Source organism: Nocardiopsis quinghaiensis, assembly GCF_008638365.1.
GTDB lineage: Bacteria > Actinomycetota > Actinomycetes > Streptosporangiales > Streptosporangiaceae > Nocardiopsis > Nocardiopsis quinghaiensis.
In genome coordinates this window covers 318,656-341,129 of record NZ_VWVU01000003.1, presented here as the reverse complement: position 1 = coordinate 341,129, position 22,474 = coordinate 318,656, and the positions used below count along the sequence as shown (strand labels likewise).

Sequence of the window (22,474 nt, the reverse complement as noted above, 5' to 3'; positions counted from 1 at the left end):
CCCGACCGGGGCCGGGGCCTCGCGGGCACCGGGCGGGCGCTTTCAGGCCCGCTCGACGGGCAGCCACAGCTCACCCTCGGCGGAGGTGGGGTCCTGCCCGTAGTCCACCCTCAGGACCGAGGGGCCCTCCTTGGTCCGGTAGGAGGGGTGGGAGGGGAACCACTGCGCGAACGCGTCCGCCCACATCCGCTGCAGGGACTCCGGGAAACTCCCCGAGGAACCGGAGAAGGGGAAGACCACCCAGGTGCCCGCGGGCACCCGTAGGACCTCCATCCCCTCCGGGGCGGGCGAGGAGGTGGCCGCCGCCTGGTAGTAGTCCAGCTCGCTGCCCTCCTCCCAGGACGGGTCGACGTTCGCGGTCACCGACAGGACACCGTGCGGCTCCTGTTCGGACAGCTCCGCCAGCTTCCGGTGGACACTCTTTCCCAGACTCCGGACGAACTCGGTGATGGCCGGGTTCTCCCCCTCGTGCACCAGTGGCACCCTGGCCCTGGGTCCCACGAGCCGGAAGGCCTCCTTGTCCACGATCCGGTAACGCATGGTGGTGCTCCCTTCGACGGTCAGGCGAAACGTCATCCGCGGTTGGGAGTTGAGCACCGCACCGGTCCTGCGGGCCTCACCCGGCCCCACGCCGTGCATGGCGCGAAACGCCCGGGCGAAGGCCTCCGCCGACCCGTAGCCGTGGCGGACCGCGATGTCGAGCAGGCCGTCCCCGCCCCGGAGCACCTCGGTGCCCGCGAGCGTGAGCCTGCGCCGACGCACGTACTCCGACAGGGGCATCCCCGCCAGCGTCGAGAACAGGCGGCGGAAGTGGTGCTCGGAGGTGAGCGCGATACGCGCCATCTCCGCCACGTCCACTGGCGCCCGGGTGTCCTCCTCGACCTTCTCCAGCGCCCGGTTGAGCCGGTCCAGCATGTGGTGCCTCCCTCTCCTTCACCACCGACGTTAGGGACACGGCCCCCACCGCACCCGACAGTCGGGGATCCTCTCCGATCGGCCACCACTGTCTCCCGGCTCTCTGGGTAGGGGCAGGCCAAGGCCAGGAAATCCTTGGGCAAGGAGCGTGTCTGTATCGACGTGGCGCGCACCCCATGAGCAGCATGGAACCGAGGATGGCCCGCAGACCGACCCCGAGAAGGAGGTGAGCGGGGCGGGGACACACGCCCCGCGGATACATGGACCTGGGTTTTCTGCGACCTCTGTACGAGAGCGATGCTCCGGTGGCCTCGGTACACCTGGACACCAGCCGCGACAGGACCGACGCCGGCAAGGAGCTTGAGCTGCGCTGGCGGCACCTGCGCGAGGACCTGTCCTCCCAGGGCGCCGACAAGACCACCCTGGACGTACTCGAGGAAGCGGTGAGGGAAAGCTCCTCCCGGGCCTTCGGCGACCACGGCCAGTCCCTGTTCGCCTCCGAGGGACGGCTGCTGGGCGCCTACACCCTCTCGGAGCCGCCCCAGCAGAACCGCGCCCGGCTGATGCCGGTTCCCGATCCCCTTCCCCTGGTCACCGACCGGGGACGCTACCTTCCCTACGTCCTGGTGGCGCTGGACCGGGTCAACGCCAAGGTGTTCTCCTACACGGCCAAACCCTCCACCAAACCGGTCTCCGAGCAGGAGTTCTCCGGAGCCAATCTGCGCAACATCGACACCATGGGTCGCGGCGGGCCCGGCGTCCTCAGCGGCTACAACGGCCGGTTCGACGGCAAGCACTTCCCCCGTGAGACATGGCGGGAGAACGCCAGCCGGATCGCCCAGCACGTGCGCGACGCGGTCGCCGAGGTGAACGCCAAGGTCATCTTCGTCGGCGGAGACGAGGAGGCCATCGCCTTCCTGCGTGACAACCTGGGTGAGCGCAAGCTGACCATCCCGATCCGACTGGTATCCGGCGGACGGGGCGGCCCCGACGCGGAGGAGCGCCTGCACGAGGCCGCGGAGGAGGCGCTGCGCGACTTCGTCATCGACAGCCACGACGACGTCCTCGCCGACTACCAGCAGAAACTCGCCAACGACCAGGCGGTGCACGACGTCAAGGAAACCCTGCCGATGCTCTCGGAGGCGCGGGTGCAGACCCTGCTGCTGGGCGCGGAGCGCGACGGCGAGCCCGAACTGTGGGGTTCGCCCCACGAGCCGATACTGGTCGCCGACGACCCGGCGAACCTGGACGACGCGGACGCGGCGTTTCGCGCCCCGGCCAGCGCGCTGATGCTGCGCTCGGCGCTGGCGTCCGGCGCCGGGTTCAGCGAACTGCTCGACCACGGCCACACCAGTGAAGGGACCTGCGCCATCCTGCGCTTTCCCAACACCGAACAACACGGGGCCTGACCGACACGGCCGACCGCCCGCCTCCGCGGTGGAGGCGGGCGGTCGGCCGTGTGCGGCCCCGCTCAGGCTCCGGTGGTCATCCCCAGCAGAGCGAGCAGTTCGGCCTCACTGACGAAGTCGATGCGCTGGCCACGCGCACGGTAGTCCTCGGCCCGCAGGTGCTTGGCGGTCTTGCCGGCACCGCCGTGACCGCCCACCACGAGCACGTCGGTCTTCCTGGTGACGTTCTTGGCGGGGTGGCCGCCCGCCTCGGCCACACGCCGCCACACCTCGGGCTTGTCCATGGACGCGAGGTCGCCCGAGACGCACACGGTGCGCCCGTACAGCGGCCCCGAGGGATCGGCGTCGGGGGAGGGGGCGGGCAGAGGAGTCTGGGCGTCGCGCTGCCACCTGCCGAAACGGTCCTCTCCCGGCGCGGGCGCGGACACCGCCGCGGCCGGGGCCGCGAAGGGCTCGGGAACCCCGCCCCGGTGCCCGGCGGCGGCCTGCATCCGACGCAGGTCCAACCGGGCGGCGCGGGCCAGGTCGGCCAGCGAGGAACTCCCGTACCGGACCATGGCGGCGATCATGATGTGCGCGGCGGCCTCGGCGTCGGCGTCGGCCCGGTGGTGGTGCACCACCCGGTGGCCGATGTGGGCGCACACCGTCGGCAGCTTGTGGTCGGGCAGTCCGACCCAGGTGCGCCGGGACAGCGCCAGCGTGCACGCGTACTCCCACGCCGGGTGGGACAGCCCGGTGTGCGCACAGGCCTGGCGCAGCACACCCATGTCGAAGGCGGCGTTGTGCGCCACCAGCGGGTCTCCGTCGGTGAACTCCACGATGCGCGTGTGCACCTGGGGCCAGGAGGGGGCGTCGACGACGTCGGCCGCGGTGATGCCGTGCACGGCGGTGTTGTGGTGGGAGAAGAAGTCCGCCTGCCGGGGCGGCCGTATCAGGGTGGTGTACCGGTCCACGACCGCGCCGTCGCGTACCCGCACCAGCCCGACCGCGCACGCGCTACCGCGGTCGTGGTTGGCGGTCTCGAAGTCGATCGCGGTCCAGGTGTGGGACACCGAGCACCTCCTACAGCAGGGAACGGACCGAGGCTATCCGCGCGCGGGCGCCACCGTGCACGAATCGCTTCCCCCGGCCCGGAAAAGTGGCGAACGCAGCGTAACCAGCGCCCTCCCGCTCCACGCACGGCCCACTCCCCCGACCAGAACAGGGACACCGGCGCATCCCTTCCCCCAAGCGCGCCCTGCGGAGAACCCCACCCCGGTCAGGTCCGCCCCTACCGGGAGCTGGACCGGCCCCTGCACCACGTGGGCGCCGGCCTGGACGCCCGCGCCGCGCACCCGGGCCGCAGCGCCCGCGCCCACCGCGTCCCCGACCGCCGGGTGCTGGCGGTGCTGCGTCACCTGGACAGCTGGGCGGGCCGTGGGGGCGGGCGCGGGGGGTGCCTGCCCCCACTCAGGGGCCTGTGCCCCGGTGACCTGCACTGGTCGCCATTCAACACGGAAAGTGACGGGTTTTTGCCCGATGCATTCACGGGCGACCTGAGGCGGAACGAGAAAAGCCCCCGCGCGACGTTTGGTCGCGCGGGGGCTTTCGCGTCTCGCCGGGCCCTGCGGATCCCCCGATACCGGCGGTCCGGCGCGGGCCGTGCGCGCTCAACCCCCGTGGGCGCCCGGCCCCGCACCCGCGCCGTTCCATCCCGGAGCCACACGGCCGTGAAGGCCGCCCCCCGTGGCCCGCGAGGCGCGCAGGTGCACTCCCAGCCCTACCCGCCCTGCGGGGAGCAAACATCGGCCGGGCCCGTGGATGGCGGCGCCCTCACCGGGAACCGCCGAGGGCGATCCCCAGACCGTGTGGAAGGTCGGCGAGAGCGACCAGGTGGTGCAGGTGGTGCACTCCCGGCTCCGACCCCGCGGTCAGGCCGACCGTCCAGGCGGTGAGGGCCGCGGTGGCCCGTGACTGGCCGTGCCCCCGCGCCCAGCGGTCATGGGCCCGAACGGGCGAGCACGGTCCAGGCATCCGAACCTGTGGTGTGCGCGCCCACGACCAGACGTCCGGCGGCGGGAACCCGTGCGAGCAGGGACAGCACCCTGGTCAGGGCCCGCGAGTCCAGGCCCAGGTGGGTGCGCACCGGCCGTCCCAGGTCGCGGGTCAGCGTGTGCTGGTCGCAGAAGTTGACCCGCAGCAGACGCCGCCCACCGGCCCCGGGCAGGTCGAGGACCGGCCCAGGAGGGCGCGCAGCGCCTGGACCACCTCGGCCGGGGCCTCCTCGGCCATGAAGTGGCCACAGGCCACCGTGCTGTGGTGCAGGTCGGGCGCCCAGGCCCGCCACACCGCGGCGGCGTCGTAGCCCAGGGCCGCGCCCCAGTCCTGCTGCAGCACCGACACCGGCATACGCAGCCGGTTCCCGGCCGCCCGGTCGGTCTCGTCGTGCTCGACGTCGACGCCGGCCGAGGCCCGGTAGTCGGCCACGATGGAGGGCACGGCCTCACGGGAGGCCGTGAGGTAGGCGGCGCGCACCTCGGCGGGGATCGCCCCGGGGTCGCGCACCCAGACGTCCAGGAAGTGCCCGAAGAACACGTCCGGGCTGGCGCCGATCAGCTGCTCGGGCAGGCCGGGCGGCTGGGCCATCAGGTACAGGTGAAAGCCCACGGCCGCCGAGGCCCCGCTCAGCACCTCCCACATGTCCAGGGTCGGCAGCACGTCGAGGGAGGCCAGGTGGGTGACCGCCTCGGGGTGGTCCAACCCGGCGCGAACGGCGACCAGGGCACCCCGGTCATGGCCGGCCAGGGCGAAGCGCTCGTGTCCCAGGGACCGGGCCAAAGCGACGATGTCGGCGGCCATGGTGCGCTTGGAGTAGGCCTGCCCGTCGGCGTCGGCGGGTTTGTCACTGTCGCCGTAACCGCGCAGGTCCGGGCAGATGACGGTGTGGTCGGCGGCCAGGTCGGCCGCCACGTGCCGCCACATCAGGTGGGTCTGGGGAAAACCGTGCAGCAGCACGAGGGGACTGCCCGATCCGCCCACGGCGGCGTTGAGCGCCACCCCTTCGGCGACGGGGACGCGCTGGTAGTCGAATCCCTGGATTCTGGGTTCCACGGGGCTTCCTTCCGGTCGGTTGCGTGAGGCGCCCCCGAAGAACCCCGGGGACGCGGTCGCGCACGAGCCTGCCGGGAGCCGATGAGCAGCCGGTGAGCGACGGATGAGCACGGGCGCCAACGGTCCTGGCCGGGGCGGCTCGCCGGATAGATTGGCCGCCATGACGGGCGAGGCGACGGACGCGGCGGTGGCGGTGTCCTTTCGCGTTCTGGGCCCCGTGGAAGCCGTCAGCACACACAGTGCGCTCGACCTGAAAGGGCCGCGGCACCGCGCCGTGCTGGCGCGTCTCCTGATCGCCGAGGGGCGGGTCGTACCCGTGGACCGGCTCGTCGCGGACCTGTGGCCCGAGCCCCCCGACGGCGCGGTGGCGGCGGTGCGCACCTTCGTCTTCGCGCTGCGCCGCTCCCTGGAACCGGACCGGCCCGCGCGAGAGCCCGCCCGGCTCCTGGTGACCGCCCCTCCCGGTTACGCGCTGCGCACCACCCCGGAGACGGTCGACGCCCGACGCTTCGAGGCGGCCGTGGCGCGCGGGAGCGCACTGCTCGCCCAGGGCCGGGCCCACCAGGCGCTGGCCGGGCTGGAGGAGGCGCTCGCGCTGTGGCGCGGGCCCGCCTACGCCGAGCTCTCCGCCCACCCGTGGGCGCGCGCGGAAGCCGACCGGCTGGAGGGGTTGCGGCTGCTGGCCGTGGAGCGGCGGATCGATGCGCTGCTGGACCTGGGCCGGGAGGGGCAGGCGGTCCCCGACCTGCAGGCGCACACCCTGGCCCATCCGCTCCGGGAGGACGCCTGGCGGCAACTGGCGCTGGCCCTGTACCGCTCCGGCCGCCAGGGTGAGGCCCTGGCGGCGCTGCGCCGGGCACGCCAGACCCTGCTGGAGGAGCTGGGCGTGGACCCCGGCCCCGAACTGCGGCGGCTGGAGGCCGACGTCCTCGCCCAGGCACCGCGCCTGACCCCCCGCGCCCCGGCCTCCGTGCGCCCCGGCCCGCCCGGGCCCCCGTCGCACCCGTTCGTGGGCAGGACACGGGAACTGGAGCTGCTGGAGGAGACCGCCGCCTCCGCCGCGCCCCACGACACGGCCAGGGTGGCGCTGGTCTCCGGCGACGCCGGAGCGGGCAAGACGGCCCTGGCACACGCCCTCACCCGGCGCCTGGCCGCACGCGGGTGGACCACGGCCTGGGGCCGCAGCCCCGAACACGACGGCGCACCCGCCACCTGGCCCTGGACACAGATCACCGCCGCGCTCACGGGCACGGACACCGGTGACCCCGGCGGGGCGGCACCGAACGGCTCCCTCACCGAGGGGCACACCGGCGCGGAGGGCGCCAGGGCCCACAACCCGGCCACGGATCCCGCGGCGGCCCGGTTCCACACCCTGCGCGAGGCCACCCGGCTCCTGGCCGCCACGGCCCGCCGAGGCCCCGTCCTCCTGGTCTTCGACGACCTGCACCACGCCGGGCGGGAGACCCTGGAGCTGGTCACCGCCCTGGCCGCCGAACCCCTGCCCGGACCTGTACTGGTGGTCGCAGCCCACCGCGCCGGTGAGATCGGCCCGGAGCTGGCCGAGGCCCTGGCCCGCCTGGCCCCACACGAACCGGCCCGGGTCTACCTGGGCGGCCTGCCCGCGGCCGCCACGGACGAACTCGTGCGCCACCTGGTCGACCACGACGTCGACGCGCGGTCCCTGCGCACGATCCACCGGCGCAGCGGCGGCAATCCCTTCTTCGCCCGCGAGCTGGCCCGGCTCCTGGCCGCCGAGGGAGGCGCCGCCCTGGACGCGGTCCCCGCCGGGGTCCGCGACGTCATCCGCCACCGCCTGGCCGCGCTGCCGCGTCCGGCCCAGCGCCTGCTGCGGCAGGCGGCCGTGATCGGCCGCGACGTCGACCCCGACATCCTGGCGGCCCTGTCACCGGACGAGGAGGAGCTGCTCGACGCCCTGGAGGCGGCGCTGCGGGCGGGTCTGCTCACCGAACGGGCCGACCCGCCGGGTCCGGGCGAGACCCGCTCGCTGCGGTTCGCGCACGTGCTGGTGCGCGACACCCTGTACGAGGACATCTCCCGGCCTCGCCGGGCACGCTGGCACACGGCCGTGGCCGAGGCGATCGAGGCGCTCCACCCCGACCGCTCCGCCTGGTTGGCCCACCACTTCGGCCGGGCGGGCACCCGCGCCACGGCCGCCCGGGCCGCGCACCACGCACGTCTCGCGGCGCTCCGGGCACAGGAGCGCTTCGCCCCGCACGAGGCGGCCCGGCTGTGGCGGGAGGCCGTCACCGCACACGCCCGCTCAGGCGGGGCCGACCAGCGCACCCGCCTGGAGGCGGTGATGGGCATGGTGCGCGCACTGGCCGTGACCGGACGGTTGGAGGAGGCCCGCCGACACCGCGCCCAAGCGGTCGCCGCGGCCGAGGAACTGGGCGATGCGGACCTGACCGCGCAGGTCATCACCGCCTTCGACGTGCCCGCCGTCTGGACCCGCAACGACAACGAGAAGCTGGCCCGCCAGGTCGCCGAGGCGGCCGAGCGCACCCTGGCCGCCCTGCCCGGACAGCACCGGCGGCTGCGTGCCCGCCTGCTGAGCACCCTGGCCCTGGAACTGCGGGCCGCCTCCGGCGGGCGGGGCCGCCACGCCGCCCACCAGGCCGAGCGGATCGCCCGCGGACTCGACGATCCGGCGCTGCTCGCCCTGGCCCTCAACGCCCGCTTCATGCACTCCTTCGAGCGGGCGGGGCTAGCTCCCCGCCGCGTGGAGATCGGCGAGGAGCTGGTCGCGCTGGCCGCCCGGCACCACCTGGTGACCTTCGAGGTGCTCGGCCACCTCGTCCTCCTCCAGGCCCACAGCGCGCTCGCCGACTTCTCCACCGCCGACGTCCACGCGGCGGCCGCGGACCAGCTGGGCGCACGGTACGAGATCCCGCTCGTGGGGGTGTTCACCCGCTGGTACGGGGCGCTGCGGCTGACCGCGGCCGGACGAGTGGACGAGGCCGAGGCCGCCTACCGCGCCGCGAGCACACACCTGGCCGGCAGCGGGATGCCGGGGATGGAGGAGGGCATCCTGCCCCTGGCACTGCTGTGCCTGCGCGTGCGCGAGGGCGAACCCGCGTCGGTGGACCTCCAACAGCACTGGGGACCCTACGCGTCCTGGGCCCGCGCGCTGGCCCGCCCGGGCGCCTGCGAGGAGCCGGTGCCGGACGCACCACCGGGCCTGCTCCAGGAGGTCCTGACCTGTCTGGCCGCACGCGCCGCCACCACCGCCGCTCACCGCGGCGCGATGGAGCTCGCCCACCGCCGGCTGCTGCCCGCCCGCGGGGAGCTGGCCGGTGCGGGCAGCGGCCTGCTGACCCTGGGGCCCGTCGCCCAGCACCTGGGCGACCTCGCCCGCGCGCTCGGGCACCGCGACCAGGCCGCCCGCCACTACCGCCAGGCCCTGCGCGTGGCCGACAGGGCCGGGGCGGCGCACTGGAGCGCCGACGCCCGCAGGGCCCTGGACGGCCTGGGCTGAGGCGGTTCAGGCGGGGACGAACGACTCCAGGGCCGCGACACGCTCCTCCTCCTGGGAGGCCCACGAGGGCTCCGGGGACACCCAGGCGAGCGTGTAGTACGTTCCCGGGGCCACGGTGATGTTGCGGGCCAGGAGGTGGCGGACCTGGCCGTCGCTGTTCCAGGTGAACTCCCACTCCGAGGCGGAGTGGAAGTCGGTGGCCTCGGTGACGTCCTCGATCCTCAGGCGCTCGTAGCCCGGCATGCGCCCCGAGGTGCGCACGTTCTCCTCCTGGTCCAGGACGTGCTGGTACTCGTCGTCGGTGGGGTGCTGGGCCAGGTCGACCTGGAGGTAGGAGCCGTCGGTGGGGGAGTCGTAGAAGACGGCGCTCCCGTCCACCCGGCGGATCCAGCCCTCGGGAACCAGGATCGCGAAGCCCTGGGGCTCCTCCCTCCAGGTCATCCCCTGCGCGGAGGGGACGTCGCCGCCCTCCCCGCCCTCACCGGTGGTCTCCTCCGCCCCGCCCTCACTGGAGGCCTCCTCTCCCGCGTCCGCCTCGGAGGCCGCCGCGACGGTGTCGGGCTCCTCCTCCAACGCATCGAGCGCGACCAGCAACGTCGCCGCGGCCACCACCGAGGCCAGGCCCAGGGTGAGGACCACCACCGGCCAGGACAGCCGCACGGCCACAGGCGCCGCCTGTGGTGGCGGGGAGCCCGCGAAGGGCAGCGGGACGGTCCTCGTCCCGGCTCCCCGCCCGGCCACGGCGGACAGCAGGACGCGGCAACGCGCGGCGTCGAGCCTCTGCTCCGGGTCCTTCACCAGCAGGCCGCGCACGGTCTCGTTCAGCGGCCCGTGCTCCAGGAGGTCGGCGGGCTCCTCGGAGGTGATGGCGTGCAGGGTCGCGGAGACCGCCTCCCTGCGGAAGGGGGAGGTCCCGGTGGCGGCGTGGTACAGGGTCGCGCCCAACGACCACAGGTCACTCGCCGAGGTGGCCGGGGACGACGCCAGCCGTTCGGGGGCCAGATAGGCGGCGGAGCCGACCATCCCGCCGGTCTGGGTGAGGGCGGTGGCGTCGGCGATGGTGGCGATGCCGAAGTCGGTGAGCACCACCCGACCGGTCTCGGTGACCATGACGTTCTCGGGTTTGACGTCGCGGTGGGTGATGCCCTGCCCGTGCGCGGTGGTCAGCGCACCGAGCAGGTCCAGCCCCCACCTGGCGACCACGTGGGCGTCGAACGGCCCCTTCTCGCGGACCAGCTTGTGCAGGGAGCGCCCGGTGAGGAACTCCATGACGATCCACGGACGCCCGTCGTCCTCGACGATGTCGTGCACGGTGACGATGTTGGGGTGGCCGCCCATGGCGGTGGCCTGCGCCTCGCGCTGGGCCCTGGCGGCCATCCGGTCGCGTTCGTCCTCGTCCAGCCCCGGGCCCAGGAGGATCTCCTTGACCGCGACCGTGCGGTTGAGCCGCGCGTCGTGGGCCCGCCAGACCCTGCCCATCCCGCCCCGGCCGATCTCGGCCATCAGGTGGTAACGGTCACGTAGTACGCGGTGCGGCTCGGCCCGCATGGGACTCCCTGGGGGTGTGGGCCGCTGCGGCCCCTGAACGTGGAAAAGCCCGCAGGGACAGAGGGTTTCCCGCGTGCCGGGCGTCAGTCTAGTGACATCCCCGTCCACTCCGGGCCGGGGATGCGTCCCCCGGGAACCAGTCCTTTTCGGTCCCCGCCGGGAGGCCGACCCCTCCGACGCCTCCCGCCTCCGGTGTGTCAGAGGTACCCGCACGGGTAGTGGGTGTTCCATCCAGTGAGCGTGACCCGCCCGGAGATTCCACCGCGATGTGTAGTTCGGCTCTCTTGTGGTAAAAGTTAGGCATGCCGAACTTCAGAGATGAGGCTCCCATAAACCCCTGGTCGGCGAGACTCCCCGCCGCCCTCCTCACTCTTGCCCTAGCCCTGACCGCCTGCTCCACCTCCGCCGGTCAGACCCGCGACGACGGACGGCTCCTGGTCCTGACCACGTTCACCGTCATCGCCGACATGGCCCGCAACGTCGCCGACGGCCGCGTCGAGGTCGCCTCCCTCACCCGCCCCGGCGCCGAGATCCACGGCTACGAACCCACCCCCGACGACCTCGTCCGCGGACAGGGCGCCGACCTCATCCTGGAGAACGGACTCGGCCTGGAAGCCTGGTTCGCCCAGTTCACCGAACGCGTGCAGGCCCCCACCGCCGTACTCAGCGAGGGCATCGAGACCATCCCCATCTCCTCGGGCGGATACGAGGGCGAACCCAACCCGCACGCGTGGATGTCCCCCGACAACGCCCACACCTACGTCGACAACATCCGCGACGCACTCACCGGACTCGACCCCCAGGGCGAGGCCGTCTACGCCGAGGCCGCCCAGGACTACAAGGCCCGGATCAGCGAGGTCGGCGAGTACCTGGAGACCGAACTGGCCGGGGTCCCCGACAGCTCACGGGCCCTGGTCACCTGCGAGGGCGCCTTCTCCTACCTGGCACGCGACGCCGCCCTCACCGAGATGTACCTGTGGCCGGTCAACGCCGAGACCCAGAGCGCACCCCAACAGACCGTCGCCGTCACCGAGTTCGTCCGCGACAACCGGGTACCCGCCGTGTTCTGCGAGAGCACCGTCAACGACGGCGTCCAGCGCTCGGTGGCCCGCGAGGCCGGCGCCCGGATGGGCCGGACCCTCTACGTCGACTCCCTCTCCGAGGAGGACGGACCCGTCCCCACCTACCTGGACCTGCTCCGCCACGACGCCGAGGCCATCGTCTCCGGACTCAAGGGGGGAGCCACGTGAGCGCCGCCATCGAGGTCACCGACGCCACCGTCCGCTACGGGGACGTCCTGGCGCTGGACGCGGTCAGCCTCTCCGTCGCCCCCGGCCGGATCTGCGGCCTGCTCGGCACCAACGGTTCGGGCAAGTCCACCCTGTTCAAGACCGTGCTCGGCCTGGTCCCCACCGACCACGGCAGCGTGCGCATCCTCGGCCACACCGGCGCCACCGCCCGCCGCCGGGGAATGATCGGCTACGTCCCCCAGTCCGAACAGGTCGACTGGGCCTTCCCCGTACGCGTGTGCGACGTGGTGATGATGGGCCGCTACGGACACATGGGACGCCGCCGCAGGGCCCGACCCGCCGACCGGGAGGCCGTCGCCCACGCCCTGGCCCGCACCCACCTGAGCGACCTGGCCGACCGCCAGATCGGCGCGCTCTCCGGCGGCCAGCGCAAACGCGCCTTCATCGCCCGCGCCATCGCCCAGGGCGCCGACGTACTGCTGCTCGACGAACCCTTCGCCGGGGTCGACAAGCGCTCGGAGGCCCGCATCACCGAACTGCTCCTCCAACTGCGCCGGGAAGGCCACACCCTGCTGGTGTCCACCCACGACCTGGCCCAGGTACCCGTCCTGTGCGACGAGGCGGTGCTGCTGCAGCGCCGCGTCCTCGCCCACGGCGACCCCGAGGAGGTCCTGCGCCCGGAGACGCTCATGGAGGCCTTCGGCATCCACACCGACGGGAGGGGAGCGGCATGGACGCTCTGATGGCGGTCGCGGAGTGGTTCACCGTGCCCATGGGGTTCGACTTCGTGCGGCGGGCCCTGCTGATCAGCGTGGTCGCCGGGGTGGCGTGCGCCGTCCTCTCGTGCTGGATGACCCTGGTGGGCTGGTCGCTGATGGGAGACGCCGTCTCCCACGCCGTCCTGCCCGGAGTGGTGCTGTCCTACCTGCTCGGCCTGCCCTTCGCCGCGGGCGCGCTGGTCTTCGGCGCCGGATCGGTCGCCCTGATCGGAGCGGTCAACCGCACCTCCAGGGTCAAGGAGGACGCCGTCATCGGAGTGGTCTTCACCGCCATGTTCGCCCTGGGCCTGGTACTGATCTCACGGGTCCCCAGCCAGACCGACCTGGGACACATCCTGTTCGGCAACGTGCTGGGGGTCTCCGACACCGCCATCTGGCAGGTGCTGATCCTGGCCGGTGCGGTACTGGCGGTGGTCTGGTACAAACACCGCGACCTGACCCTGTACGCCTTCGACCCGGTCCACGCGCACGCGATGGGCATCAACCCGCGCCTGCTGGAGACCCTGCTGCTGGGCCTGTTGTCGGTCACCGTGGTGGTGGCGCTGCAGGCGGTGGGGATCATCCTGGTGGTGGCCATGGTCATCATCCCCGGCGCGACCGCCTACCTGCTCACCGACCGCTTCGAGCGGATGCTGGTGATCTCGGCGGCGGTGGCCGCGACCTCCGCCGTGGTGGGGGTCTTCGCCAGCTTCCACCTGAACGTGTCCACCGGCGGGCTGATCGTGCTCACCCAGGCCGCGGCGTTCACCCTGGCCTACCTGGCCTCACCCGGGCACGGCGTGCTCTGGCGGGGCCGTACCGCGCGCCGGATCCGTACGCGCGCCGCCGACGCGGGACCGTCCACGGTCTAGGCGCACGGGTGGGCCCTGACGCCCCCAGGCGCCCGCGCGGTCTAGCCTTCGACGTACCTCGACGGGAACGGCGGACCCGCGCGGACCCGTGGTCAGGAGACGCCGGACCGCCCGCGGGCACCGGCACACGCCCCTGCCACCACGAGATCGGCCCGCAGGCCCCACCGGTGTCCGGATCGCCGATCCCCTTGAGGGCCCCAACCCGCCCGACCACGAGGACGACCATGACGCTCCTGCTCGCCCACGTCAGCGACCTGCACCTGGACGGAACCGCGCACACCACCGAGCGCGCCACACGCACCGTGGACTACCTGCGCGGACTCGCCCAGGCACCGGACGCGCTGCTGGTCACCGGCGACATCGCCGACCACGCCGGCGCCGAGGAGTACCAGGAAGCCGCCCGACTGCTGGACCTGCCCTTCCCGGTACTGGTCTGCCCCGGCAACCACGACGACCGCGAGACGATACGGGAGGCGATGCTGGGGGAGCAGCCCTCCAAGGAACCGTTCAACCGGGTACACGAGGTGGCCGGCGCGGCCGTGCTGGCCTGCGACTCCACGATCCCCGGCCAGGACGGCGGCCACCTGGACGCGACCACCCTGATGTGGATCAACGAGACCCTGAGCTCCCTGCCCGGCGAGGGGCCCGCACTGCTGGCCCTGCACCACCCGCCCGTGCGGGTGCACCACCCGCTGCCCGACTCCATGCGCCTGGACAACGCCGACGACCTGGCGGGACTGCTCCAGGCCCACCCCAGGGTGGCGGGGATCCTGGTCGGGCACGCCCACACCGGCGGGGCGAGCACCTTCGCCGGACGGCCCCTGTTGCTGGCGCCCGGGGTGACGTGGACGCTGCGCATGCCCTGGGAGGGCGAGCCGGTCGCCAACCGCGACCAGCCGCCGGGGGTGGCCTTCCACGTCCTGGAGGAGGACCACCGCCTGACCACGCACTTTCGCGCGGTGGTCTGAGCGAGACCGCGCCCGGGGCGGGGCCACCACAGGAGCGGGCGGCGGCCCCGCCCGGAGCGCTCAGACCAGCATGGCCAACTGGCGGCACTGGGCCACCAGGGTGCCCGTGCCGTCCCAGATCTCCATGTCCTCCTCGTGCAGGCCGCCCGACACGTGCTTGGTGAACACCCGGCAGGCCAGCCATCCGGGGGCGGGCCGGGCGCGCACGTGCACGCTCAGCTCGACGGTGATGGTGGCGAACTCGCCGATCTCCAGCACCGCCGGGGGAGCGAAGTCCACCATCGAGGCCAGGGAGTGCGTGTCGGGCTCACGGCCGTCGGCGAAGCGCATCCAGAACTCGACGTGCGGGCGGCCGTCCTTCCTCCCCTCCAGCCAGCCCGGGCGCTCGGGGTAGCGGTACTCCACGCTGTGGGCGATACCCAGGCCCTCGGGTCGGTCGAACTCGGGCTGAACGAAGCAGTCCTGCGGTGAGGGCAGGTTCGGGGGCTCGTCCAGGGTCAGCACGCGCGCCGCGGGGTCGGGGGCCAGGGCGCCGTAGGTGGCGGTGGCGCGCATGACCTCCTTGCCGCCCTGTTCCAGAACGACCTGTCCGGTGGCGGTACGGCGCCCCTCACGGATCACCTCGGTGCGTACGGTGACCTCGCCGGGGGCGGCGGGGCGCAGGAAGAACACCGAGACGGCCAGGGGGTCGGGCTGACTCAGGCCCTGGCGCAGCGCGTTGAGGGCGGCGCCCAGGACGTATCCGCCGTTGGGGTGGGAGGTGAAGGTGGTCCAGGCGTCGGTGAGGGTGGCGGTGAACTCGCCGTCGGACCGCTTCTGTACACGGGTGTCCCGGTCGAACCGGAAGTCCCCGGTGGTGTGGTCAAGGCTCATACCCCAACATTACTGGTGAGTAAAAAAGGGTGGTCGAACCGGGTCGGCGCCACCGGGGAGGACCCCCTTGGCCCCGACGCGGCGTCGGGCCCCGGACCGCTCGTCCCGGCCGAGCGCACCCCTGCGGGCTACCGCGGCCACGGCGGCCGCGCCCGGGGCCCGAGCGCCTACCCGTGCGAGGTCCTCGCCGCCGACGCCGCCCGCCGACAGGCGCCCGGGGGAGCGGCGCGGTGGCGGTCAGCGGAGCGGAATGTCGTGTTCACGCCCGCGTTCCCCGTCCGGGCGGGGGCCGAAGTAGCGGCGCTCGGCCTCGGCGATGGTGACGTCGTTGATGCTGGCCTCACGGCGGCTCATCAGGCCGTGTGCGTCGAACTCCCACAGTTCGTTGCCGTAGCTGCGGTACCACTGGCCCTCGGTGTCGTGCCACTCGTACTGGAACCGGACCGCGATGCGGTCGTCGTGGAAGCTCCACAGGCTCTTGCGCAGCACGTAGTCGAGTTCGCGCTCCCACTTCGCGGTCAGGAACTCCACGATCTGGGCGCGGCCGGTGAGGAACACGTCGCGGTTGCGCCACACCGAGTCCTCGGAGTAGGCGAGGCTGACACGGTGCGGGTCACGGCTGTTCCAGGCGTCCTCGGCCGCCTGGACCTTGGCGACGGCGGTGTCGAGGGTGAAGGGGGGCAGCGGCGGGCGGGTCCGGGACATGAGGGCTGGGCCTTTCTGAGGGCGTTCACGGTCCGCTTCACGGCGGCGCGGGCGACGGGGGGCGACGTGCTCACGAGCGCCCTCCCGTCCATTTTCTAACGCTTTACTTACATTCCAAGCATGAGAACTCTTGCATGTCCGCCACCCCTTGTCAACGGATGGAGTAAGTTGCGAACGTGAGAAACGAGGTGGGGGCAAGGTATGCAGACAAGCGCGCCACTGCTGGGTGAGCCGCTGCCCGTGGAGCTGATGAACACCGTCTGGGCCGACCGGGACGGCCTCCACGACGCACTCGGCGCGACGGCCACCACCCAGGCATGGTTGCGTGCCATCGCCCCGCGCGCGGACCTGCTGACCGAGGAAGACCTCGACGCCCTGACCGCCGCGGACACCAGCCATCTGGCGGAACGGCTCTCCAGGCTCCGCGCCGCCCTGCGACGGCTCGCGGCCCAGGCCACCGGTGACCCCAGGACCGCGGCCTCCTCCCCCGTGCGCGAGCTGGACACCGCCGTCACCGAACTCAACAGGACCGCCGCCGCGGTACCACGGTGGCCGGAACTGGTCTGGGAGGCCGGCCGAGCACCATCCCGCCTCACCCGCGCCAGCGGACAGGCCACGGCAGCCGCGGTCTCGGCCCTCGCCCAAGAGGCGGTCGACCTGTTCGCGGGCCCCGACCGGCTGCGCCTGCGCGCCTGCCTGGCTCCCGGATGCGTCCTGTACTTCGCGAAGCACCACTCTCGGCGCGAGTGGTGCTCGACGAACTGCGGGAACCGGGCCCGCGCCGCCCGCCACTACCAACGGCACCGCGCGTCCAGGACCTGAGCCACCGGCGGACCGAACCCCGGCCGACACGGGCGCACGGAGAGGGCGGGGCCGTGCGAACCTGGTAGCCCCGCCCCTCCGCCCTGGGAGCCGCCCGTGCGCTGGACCGTCCACTCCGAGAAGAGCCTCTACTCCGACCCGTGGATCGACGTGCGGGCCGCCGACGTCGAACTCCCCGACGGGCACAGGTTCGACCACCGCCTCGTGCGCCGCCCGCCCGGCGCCGGGGCCGTGGTGCGCGACGGCCAGGGGCGTGTGCTGCTGCTGTGGCGGCACCGGTTCATCACCGACACCTGGGGCTATGAGATCCCCATGGGCGGCGTGCACCCGGGGGAGAGCCCCGAGCAGGCGGCCGCGCGCGAGGTACGCGAGGAGACCGGGTGGCGCCCGTGGCCCCTGCGACCGCTGGTCTACGCCCAGCCCTCCAGCGGACTGATGGACAGCGAACACCACGTGTTCGTCGCCGATGGCGCCGAGCGGGCGGGGGAGCCCGAGGACACCTGGGAGGCCGAGCGCGTGGAGTGGGTGGCGCTGGAGCGGGTCCCCGCCCTGGTGCGGGAGAGGCTGCTGGTGAGCGGCACCTCCATGAACGCGCTGCTGTACCTGTACGCCACCGAACCGCGGTAGGCGCGGCCACCGCCGACCGCCGAGCCCACCCGGAAAACCGGTCGTCCCGCCAAGAGCACCGCACTACCGTGTCCGGTGATGAACAGTCCTCGCAGGCACTGGCGCACCCGGGACCTGGCCCGGACCATGGACGCGATCGGCGCGGAGACCGACCGCGCCCAGTCGCGCACCGTGGCCTCCTACCAGGAGTTGGAGGACCTCACCGGGGGCGCCCAGAACGAAGCGCCCCCTCAGCGCATCAGCGCCAGCTTCCCGGTGAGCCTGTTGACGTCCTCGCGTGAGCCGAGGACGGCCACCCCCACGTACTCCACCTCCTGCGGGCCGGTGGCCGCCAGCGCGTCCAGGTACTCCACGTAGTCGCGCGAGCGGCGGGCCACCTCGTTGAATCCCACCACCGTCAGCTCCCGCTCGTCGGCCCCGGCCTTGAGCTGGCGCAGCTGCTCGCCGGAGGCCACCAGGGTCGGCACCGGGTGCGGGTTGAGCCCGGCGTGCACTCCACCGCCCGCGTCCTCGCCGTCGGCGGCCAGCGAGTTCTCCAACCGCCCTCCCAGCGCCAGGCCGAGCACCACCCCGGCGTTGGCGGCGAGCGCGGGCTCCAGGCCCTGGCGCAGGACGACGACGAGCTTGGTGGACATTCCCATGACTACCCCGTTCATATGGTGTGTGAACGGTTCAGAACCTAGCCAGAAAGACAGTGTGAAGGCAGCAGGGCCGAACACCATTCGCCAGAAGCTCTAGTGTGGATCCCATGGACGAACTTGATTCGGCGATCGTGCGCGAACTCCAACAGGATGCCCGGCAGACCAACCGCGCCCTGGCCCACAAACTCGGCGTGGCGCCCTCCACCTGCCTGGAGCGCGTACGCCTGCTACACCAGCGCGGCGTCATCCGCGGCTACCACGCCGACATCGACCCGGCCGCGCTCAACCGCCAGGTGGAGGCGTTCGTCTCGGTGCAGCTGCGCCCGCCCAGCCGCCAGGTCATCGAGGGCTTCAAAGTCGCGATGTTCGCCCTGCCCCAGGTGATGGCGGTCTACGTCGTGGCGGGGGAACAGGACTTCCTGGTGCACGTGTCCGTACCCTCCCTGGACGCGCTGCACAGCTTCCTCATCGACCGGCTCACCCAGCGCCGCGAGGTGGCCGGCTTCCGCAGCCAGATCATCTACGACAGCGCCCGCAAGAACGTCGCCACATCCCTGGAGTGAGGAGTGGAAACCATGAGACCCACCCTCCACGTCCGAAAAGTACTCACAGTGACGGAAAACCATCAAAGGTGACACATGAGCAAGAAGGACAAGAACCTGGGACTGGGTCTGGCGCTGGGGCTCTGCTTCGGCACCGTCTTCGGCTCCCTCACGGACAACCTGGCGACAGGCGTGGCCCTGGGCCTGTGCCTGGGCCTCGCCCTCGGCTCGGCCACCCGCGGGAAGGGCAGCGAGGAGGGGGAGTAGCCGACCGGGTGGCGATCACCACACCCCCTCACATTTGAACACCCCCTCCACCAGGCACGACAGGGGTTCTCACCGAGAACACACGTGTCGGGTGAGCCGACTGTTTCCCGTGTGTTACGACCGGACACCTCCAGGCAATGCGGCCTTCCTACCTTCGACTTCGTCAGCAGTTGTCGATCAGGAAGGCACGGTCGTGACCCCCGAGAGCGGACGACGCGCACAGCGCACCGGTAGGAGCTGGATCTCCCACTGGAACCCCGAGGACGAGGGGTTCTGGAACAACGGAGGACGCGCCGTCGCCCGCCGCAACCTGTGGGCCTCGATCTTCTCCGAACACATCGGCTTCTCGGTATGGAGCCTGTGGTCGGTCCTGGTGCTGTTCATGACCCCGGCGGTCGGCTTCGACTGGTCCGCCGAGCAGAAGTTCCTGCTGGTCTCCGTCGTCTCCCTGGTCGGCGCGGTCCTGCGGGTCCCCTACACCCTGGCCGTACCGATCTTCGGCGGCCGCAACTGGACGGTCATCTCCGCCAGCCTGCTGCTCATTCCCACACTCCTGGCCGCCTATCTCATCCAGAGCCCCGACACGCCCTACTGGCTGTTCGTGCTCCTGGGCGCCACCGCCGGGTTCGGCGGCGGCAACTTCTCCTCCTCCATGGCCAACATCAACTTCTACTTCCCCGAGAAGGAGAAGGGATGGGCCCTGGGCATGAACGCCGGCGGCGGCAACATCGGCGTGGCCACCGTCCAACTGGCGGGCCTCGGCATCATCGCCCTGTTCACCGTCCAGGCCGGATACCTCGTACCGCTGATCTACGTGCCCCTGCTGATCCTGGCCATCTGGGTGGCGGTGCGGCACATGAACAACCTCTCCAGCGCCCGCACCGACGTCTCCGCCCAACTCGCCGCCACCCGGGACCGCCACTTCTGGATCATGTCCTTCCTCTACGTCGGCACGTTCGGATCCTTCATCGGCTTCGGATTCGCCTTCGGACTGCTGCTGCAGAACCAGTTCGGCCTGGACCCCCTCCAGGCGGCCTCCCTCACCTTCCTGGGACCGGCCATCGGCTCCCTCGTGCGCCCCCTGGGCGGTAGACTCGCCGACCGCGTCGGCGGCGCACGGGTCACCCTGGTGAACTTCCTGGCGATGGTGGCCGGAACCGGTGTGGTCGTGGCGGCCATCAACCTGGACTCCCTGCCCCTGTTCGTCACCGCGTTCGGCATCGTGTTCGTCCTCACCGGCATCGGCAACGGCTCCACCTACAAGATGATCCCCTCCATCTACGCCGCCAAGGCCCAGAACGCCATCTCCCATGGCACCCCGCCCCAGGAAGCCCACTCCTACAACAAACGCATCGCCAGCTCCATGCTCGGCCTGATCGGCGCCATGGGAGCCCTGGGCGGCGTCGGCATCAACCTGGTCTTTCGCGAGTCCTTCCGCCTCACCGAATCCGCCGCCCCCGGCTTCCTCGCCTTCGGTGCCTTCTACCTGGTCTGCGCCGCCCTCACCTGGGCCGTCTACCTACGCCGCCCCTCCCGCACCACCGCACCCGCCGCCGACCGCGTGGAGACCAACACACGATGACCACCACCCACTGCCCCTACTGCGCCCTGCAGTGCGCCATGCACCTGGAACCGGGCCCCGACGGACGCCTGGCCGTCCGCCCGGCCCCCTTCCCCACCAACCGCGGCGGACTGTGCCGCAAGGGATGGACCTCCACCGAGGTCCTGACCGCCCCCGACCGCCTCACCCGGCCCCTGATACGCAAGGACCGCGACTCGGAGCTGGTGGAGACCGACTGGGACACCGCCCTGGACCACGTCGCCGAACGCCTGCTGGCCCTGCGCGCCCAATCCGGACCCGACACCGTCGCGGTCTTCGGCAGCGGCAGCCTGACCAACGAGAAGTCCTACACCCTGGGCAAGTTCGCCCGCCTGGCCCTGGCCACCTCCCAGATCGACTACAACGGCCGCTTCTGCATGTCCTCAGCGGCGGCCGCGGGCACACGCGCCTTCGGCCTGGACCGGGGCATGCCCTTCCCGCTCACCGACATCGGCGAGGCCGAGGTGGTCCTGCTGGCCGGAGCCAACCCGGCCGAGACCATGCCACCCATGATGGGCCACCTGTCCGCACCCACCCTGATCGTCATCGACCCGCGCCGCTCAGCCACAGCCCAGGTCGCCCTGGACGGCGGCGGCATCCACCTGGCGCCCCGCCCCGGTACCGACCTGGCCCTGGCCTTGGGCCTGCTGCACTCCGCGCGCGTCCAGGGCTGGTACGACGAGGACTTCGTCCAACACCGCACCACCGGCTTCGAAGCCGCCTGGGAACACGCCGCCGCCTGGTGGCCGGAGCGCACCGAACAGGTCACCGGCGTTCCCGCCTCCCACATCCGCGCCGCCGCCGACCTGCTGGGACGGGCCTCCAGCAACCGCTCGGCCTACATCCTGACCGGACGCGGCACCGAACAGCACGCCACGGGCACCGACACCGTCTCGGCCTGGATCAACCTGGCCCTGGCCCTGGGCCTGCCCGGCCGCCAAGGCTCCGGATACGGATGCGTCACCGGCCAGGGCAACGGCCAGGGCGGACGCGAACACGGCCAAAAAGCCGACCAGCTACCCGGCTACCGCAAGATCGACGACCCCGCCGCCCGCGCCCACGTGGCCCGGGTGTGGGGCGTGGAACCCCACACCCTGCCCGGCCCGGGCCGCTCGGCCTTCGAACTCCTGGACGCCCTGGGCACCGACGGCGGCCCGCGCGCCATGCTGCTGCTGGGCTCCAACCCCCTCGTCTCCGCCCCCGAGACCGACCGCGTCCGCGACCGCCTGGCCTCCCTGGACCTGCTGGTGGCCGCCGACTTCGTCCTCTCCGAGACCGCCGCCATGGCCGACGTCGTCCTGCCCGTGGCCCAGTGGGCCGAGGAATCGGGCACCATGACCAACCTGGAGGGACGCGTCCTGCGCCGCACCCGGGCCATCGCCCCGCCCGAGGGGGTACGCACCGACCTGGAAGTGCTCTCCGACCTGGCCGTGCGCCTGGGACAACCCCGCCAACGCTTCCCCACCGACCCCGACACCGTCCTGGCCGAACTGGGCCGCGCCTCAGCCGGAGGCGCCGCCGACTACTCCGGCGTCACCCCCCAGCGCCTGGCCTCGGGGGAGGCCCTGCACTGGCCCGTACGCGCACAGCAAGAACCCACACCCCGCCTGTTCCTGGACTCCTTCGCCCACCCCGACGGCCACGCCCGCTTCACAGCGGTCCCGCACCAGCCCCCCGCCGAGACCACCGACACCGACTACCCCCTCATCGCGACCACCGGACGCACGATGGGCCACTACCAGACCGGCGCCCAGACCCGCCGCGTCCCCGAACTGAACCAGGCCGAACCCGAGGCGTACGTGGAGGTACACCCCGACACCGCCGCCCGCGCCGGACTGGCCACAGGGCAGTGGGCCCGCATCACCTCCCGACGCGGCCACACCCGCGCCCGGGTACGCCTGACACCCACCGCCCGCCTGGACACGGTGTTCCTGCCCTTCCACTTCGCCGGAACCCAGGCCGCCAACAACCTCACCAACCCGGCCCTGGACCCCACCAGCCGCATGCCCGAGTTCAAGGTCAGCGCCGTACGCCTGGAACGCGAACCCGCCCAACCCTGACCCGCCCCGCAACACCCCACCGCACCCTCGC

At 72.5% G+C, this 22,474-nt stretch carries 21 protein-coding genes; 12 read left to right on the top strand and 9 right to left on the bottom strand.

The window, feature by feature from the left end; all coding sequences use genetic code 11:
- Positions 1–42 precede the first annotated feature (42 nt).
- A complete protein-coding gene (locus tag FYX01_RS10275; protein WP_150239907.1) occupies positions 43–915 on the bottom strand; it encodes an AraC family transcriptional regulator in 873 nt (290 codons plus the stop codon).
- Between the two features lie 260 nt (positions 916–1,175).
- Here FYX01_RS10275 and FYX01_RS10270 point away from each other — a divergent pair, with 260 nt between their 5' ends.
- Complete coding sequence (locus FYX01_RS10270) at positions 1,176–2,324, top strand: baeRF2 domain-containing protein (protein ID WP_150239905.1); 1,149 nt, start codon at positions 1,176–1,178, stop codon at positions 2,322–2,324.
- Positions 2,325–2,386: 62 nt separating this feature from the next.
- On the opposite strand, the gene FYX01_RS10265 is transcribed toward FYX01_RS10270, so the two are convergent.
- The 4 genes from FYX01_RS10265 to FYX01_RS10255 form a co-directional block, all read right to left on the bottom strand.
- The gene (locus tag FYX01_RS10265; protein WP_150239903.1) at positions 2,387–3,376 is read right to left on the bottom strand and encodes an exonuclease domain-containing protein; all 990 of its coding nucleotides are present in this window, start codon (positions 3,374–3,376) and stop codon (positions 2,387–2,389) included.
- 760 nt (positions 3,377–4,136) lie between these two features.
- Positions 4,137–4,337, bottom strand: coding sequence for a hypothetical protein (locus FYX01_RS26095; RefSeq protein ID WP_190394260.1), 201 nt, complete (start codon positions 4,335–4,337; stop codon positions 4,137–4,139).
- Positions 4,303–4,449: a hypothetical protein gene (locus FYX01_RS26090; protein WP_190394259.1), complete on the bottom strand. Its 147-nt coding sequence runs from the start codon at positions 4,447–4,449 to the stop codon at positions 4,303–4,305. Before FYX01_RS26090 ends, FYX01_RS26095 begins: the two co-directional genes overlap by 35 nt.
- Positions 4,450–4,469: 20 nt before the next feature.
- Positions 4,470–5,414, bottom strand: a complete 945-nt coding sequence (locus FYX01_RS10255) for an alpha/beta fold hydrolase (RefSeq protein WP_223830386.1) — start codon at positions 5,412–5,414, stop codon at positions 4,470–4,472.
- A 160-nt stretch (positions 5,415–5,574) separates the two neighbouring features.
- On the opposite strand from FYX01_RS10255, the gene FYX01_RS10250 reads away from it, so the two are divergent.
- Positions 5,575–8,910, top strand: coding sequence for an ATP-binding protein (locus FYX01_RS10250; protein WP_150239901.1), 3,336 nt, complete (start codon positions 5,575–5,577; stop codon positions 8,908–8,910).
- Between the two features lie 6 nt (positions 8,911–8,916).
- Here FYX01_RS10250 and FYX01_RS10245 read toward each other — a convergent pair whose 3' ends face one another.
- A complete protein-coding gene (locus tag FYX01_RS10245; RefSeq protein WP_150239900.1) occupies positions 8,917–10,458 on the bottom strand; it encodes a serine/threonine-protein kinase in 1,542 nt (513 codons plus the stop codon).
- A gap of 302 nt (positions 10,459–10,760) precedes the next feature.
- Between FYX01_RS10245 and FYX01_RS10240 the strand changes: the two genes are divergently transcribed.
- The 4 genes from FYX01_RS10240 (at position 10,761) to FYX01_RS10225 (ending at position 14,306) form a co-directional block, all read left to right on the top strand.
- Entirely contained in the window at positions 10,761–11,708 is a 948-nt protein-coding gene (locus FYX01_RS10240; RefSeq protein WP_150239899.1) for a metal ABC transporter substrate-binding protein, read from the top strand.
- Complete coding sequence (locus tag FYX01_RS10235) at positions 11,705–12,451, top strand: metal ABC transporter ATP-binding protein (RefSeq protein WP_150239898.1); 747 nt, start codon at positions 11,705–11,707, stop codon at positions 12,449–12,451. The genes FYX01_RS10240 and FYX01_RS10235 overlap by 4 nt, the downstream gene beginning before the upstream one ends.
- Positions 12,439–13,338, top strand: a complete 900-nt coding sequence (locus tag FYX01_RS10230; protein ID WP_150239897.1) for a metal ABC transporter permease — start codon at positions 12,439–12,441, stop codon at positions 13,336–13,338. The genes FYX01_RS10235 and FYX01_RS10230 overlap by 13 nt, the downstream gene beginning before the upstream one ends.
- 224 nt (positions 13,339–13,562) lie before the next feature.
- On the top strand, positions 13,563–14,306 hold the full coding sequence (locus tag FYX01_RS10225) for a metallophosphoesterase (protein WP_150239896.1): 744 nt from the start codon (positions 13,563–13,565) through the stop codon (positions 14,304–14,306).
- A 60-nt stretch (positions 14,307–14,366) separates the two neighbouring features.
- On the opposite strand, the gene FYX01_RS10220 is transcribed toward FYX01_RS10225, so the two are convergent.
- Both FYX01_RS10220 and FYX01_RS10215 read right to left on the bottom strand, forming a co-directional pair.
- Positions 14,367–15,179 carry a thioesterase family protein gene (locus tag FYX01_RS10220; RefSeq protein WP_150239895.1) on the bottom strand — a complete coding sequence of 271 codons (813 nt, stop codon included), beginning with the start codon at positions 15,177–15,179 and terminating at the stop codon, positions 14,367–14,369.
- A 237-nt stretch (positions 15,180–15,416) separates the two neighbouring features.
- The gene (locus FYX01_RS10215; RefSeq protein WP_150239894.1) at positions 15,417–15,884 is read right to left on the bottom strand and encodes a nuclear transport factor 2 family protein; all 468 of its coding nucleotides are present in this window, start codon (positions 15,882–15,884) and stop codon (positions 15,417–15,419) included.
- A gap of 201 nt (positions 15,885–16,085) precedes the next feature.
- Here FYX01_RS10215 and FYX01_RS10210 point away from each other — a divergent pair, with 201 nt between their 5' ends.
- Both FYX01_RS10210 and FYX01_RS10205 read left to right on the top strand, forming a co-directional pair.
- A complete protein-coding gene (locus FYX01_RS10210; RefSeq protein ID WP_150239893.1) occupies positions 16,086–16,706 on the top strand; it encodes a CGNR zinc finger domain-containing protein in 621 nt (206 codons plus the stop codon).
- A gap of 96 nt (positions 16,707–16,802) precedes the next feature.
- Positions 16,803–17,333 (top strand): NUDIX hydrolase, encoded by a 531-nt coding sequence (locus tag FYX01_RS10205; protein WP_150239892.1) that lies wholly within the window; start codon positions 16,803–16,805, stop codon positions 17,331–17,333.
- A 230-nt stretch (positions 17,334–17,563) separates the two neighbouring features.
- Here FYX01_RS10205 and FYX01_RS10200 read toward each other — a convergent pair whose 3' ends face one another.
- Complete coding sequence (locus tag FYX01_RS10200; RefSeq protein WP_150240105.1) at positions 17,564–17,974, bottom strand: DUF2000 domain-containing protein; 411 nt, start codon at positions 17,972–17,974, stop codon at positions 17,564–17,566.
- Positions 17,975–18,081: 107 nt separating this feature from the next.
- Here FYX01_RS10200 and FYX01_RS10195 point away from each other — a divergent pair, with 107 nt between their 5' ends.
- The 4 genes from FYX01_RS10195 (at position 18,082) to FYX01_RS10185 (ending at position 22,443) form a co-directional block, all read left to right on the top strand.
- Entirely contained in the window at positions 18,082–18,537 is a 456-nt protein-coding gene (locus tag FYX01_RS10195) for an Lrp/AsnC family transcriptional regulator (RefSeq protein ID WP_150239891.1), read from the top strand.
- A 75-nt stretch (positions 18,538–18,612) separates the two neighbouring features.
- Positions 18,613–18,783: a glycine zipper domain-containing protein gene (locus tag FYX01_RS26085; protein WP_190394258.1), complete on the top strand. Its 171-nt coding sequence runs from the start codon at positions 18,613–18,615 to the stop codon at positions 18,781–18,783.
- A 193-nt stretch (positions 18,784–18,976) separates the two neighbouring features.
- On the top strand, positions 18,977–20,365 hold the full coding sequence (locus FYX01_RS10190; protein WP_150239890.1) for an MFS transporter: 1,389 nt from the start codon (positions 18,977–18,979) through the stop codon (positions 20,363–20,365).
- Positions 20,362–22,443, top strand: coding sequence for a molybdopterin oxidoreductase family protein (locus tag FYX01_RS10185; protein ID WP_150239889.1), 2,082 nt, complete (start codon positions 20,362–20,364; stop codon positions 22,441–22,443). The genes FYX01_RS10190 and FYX01_RS10185 overlap by 4 nt, the downstream gene beginning before the upstream one ends.
- Positions 22,444–22,474: the final 31 nt, after the last annotated feature.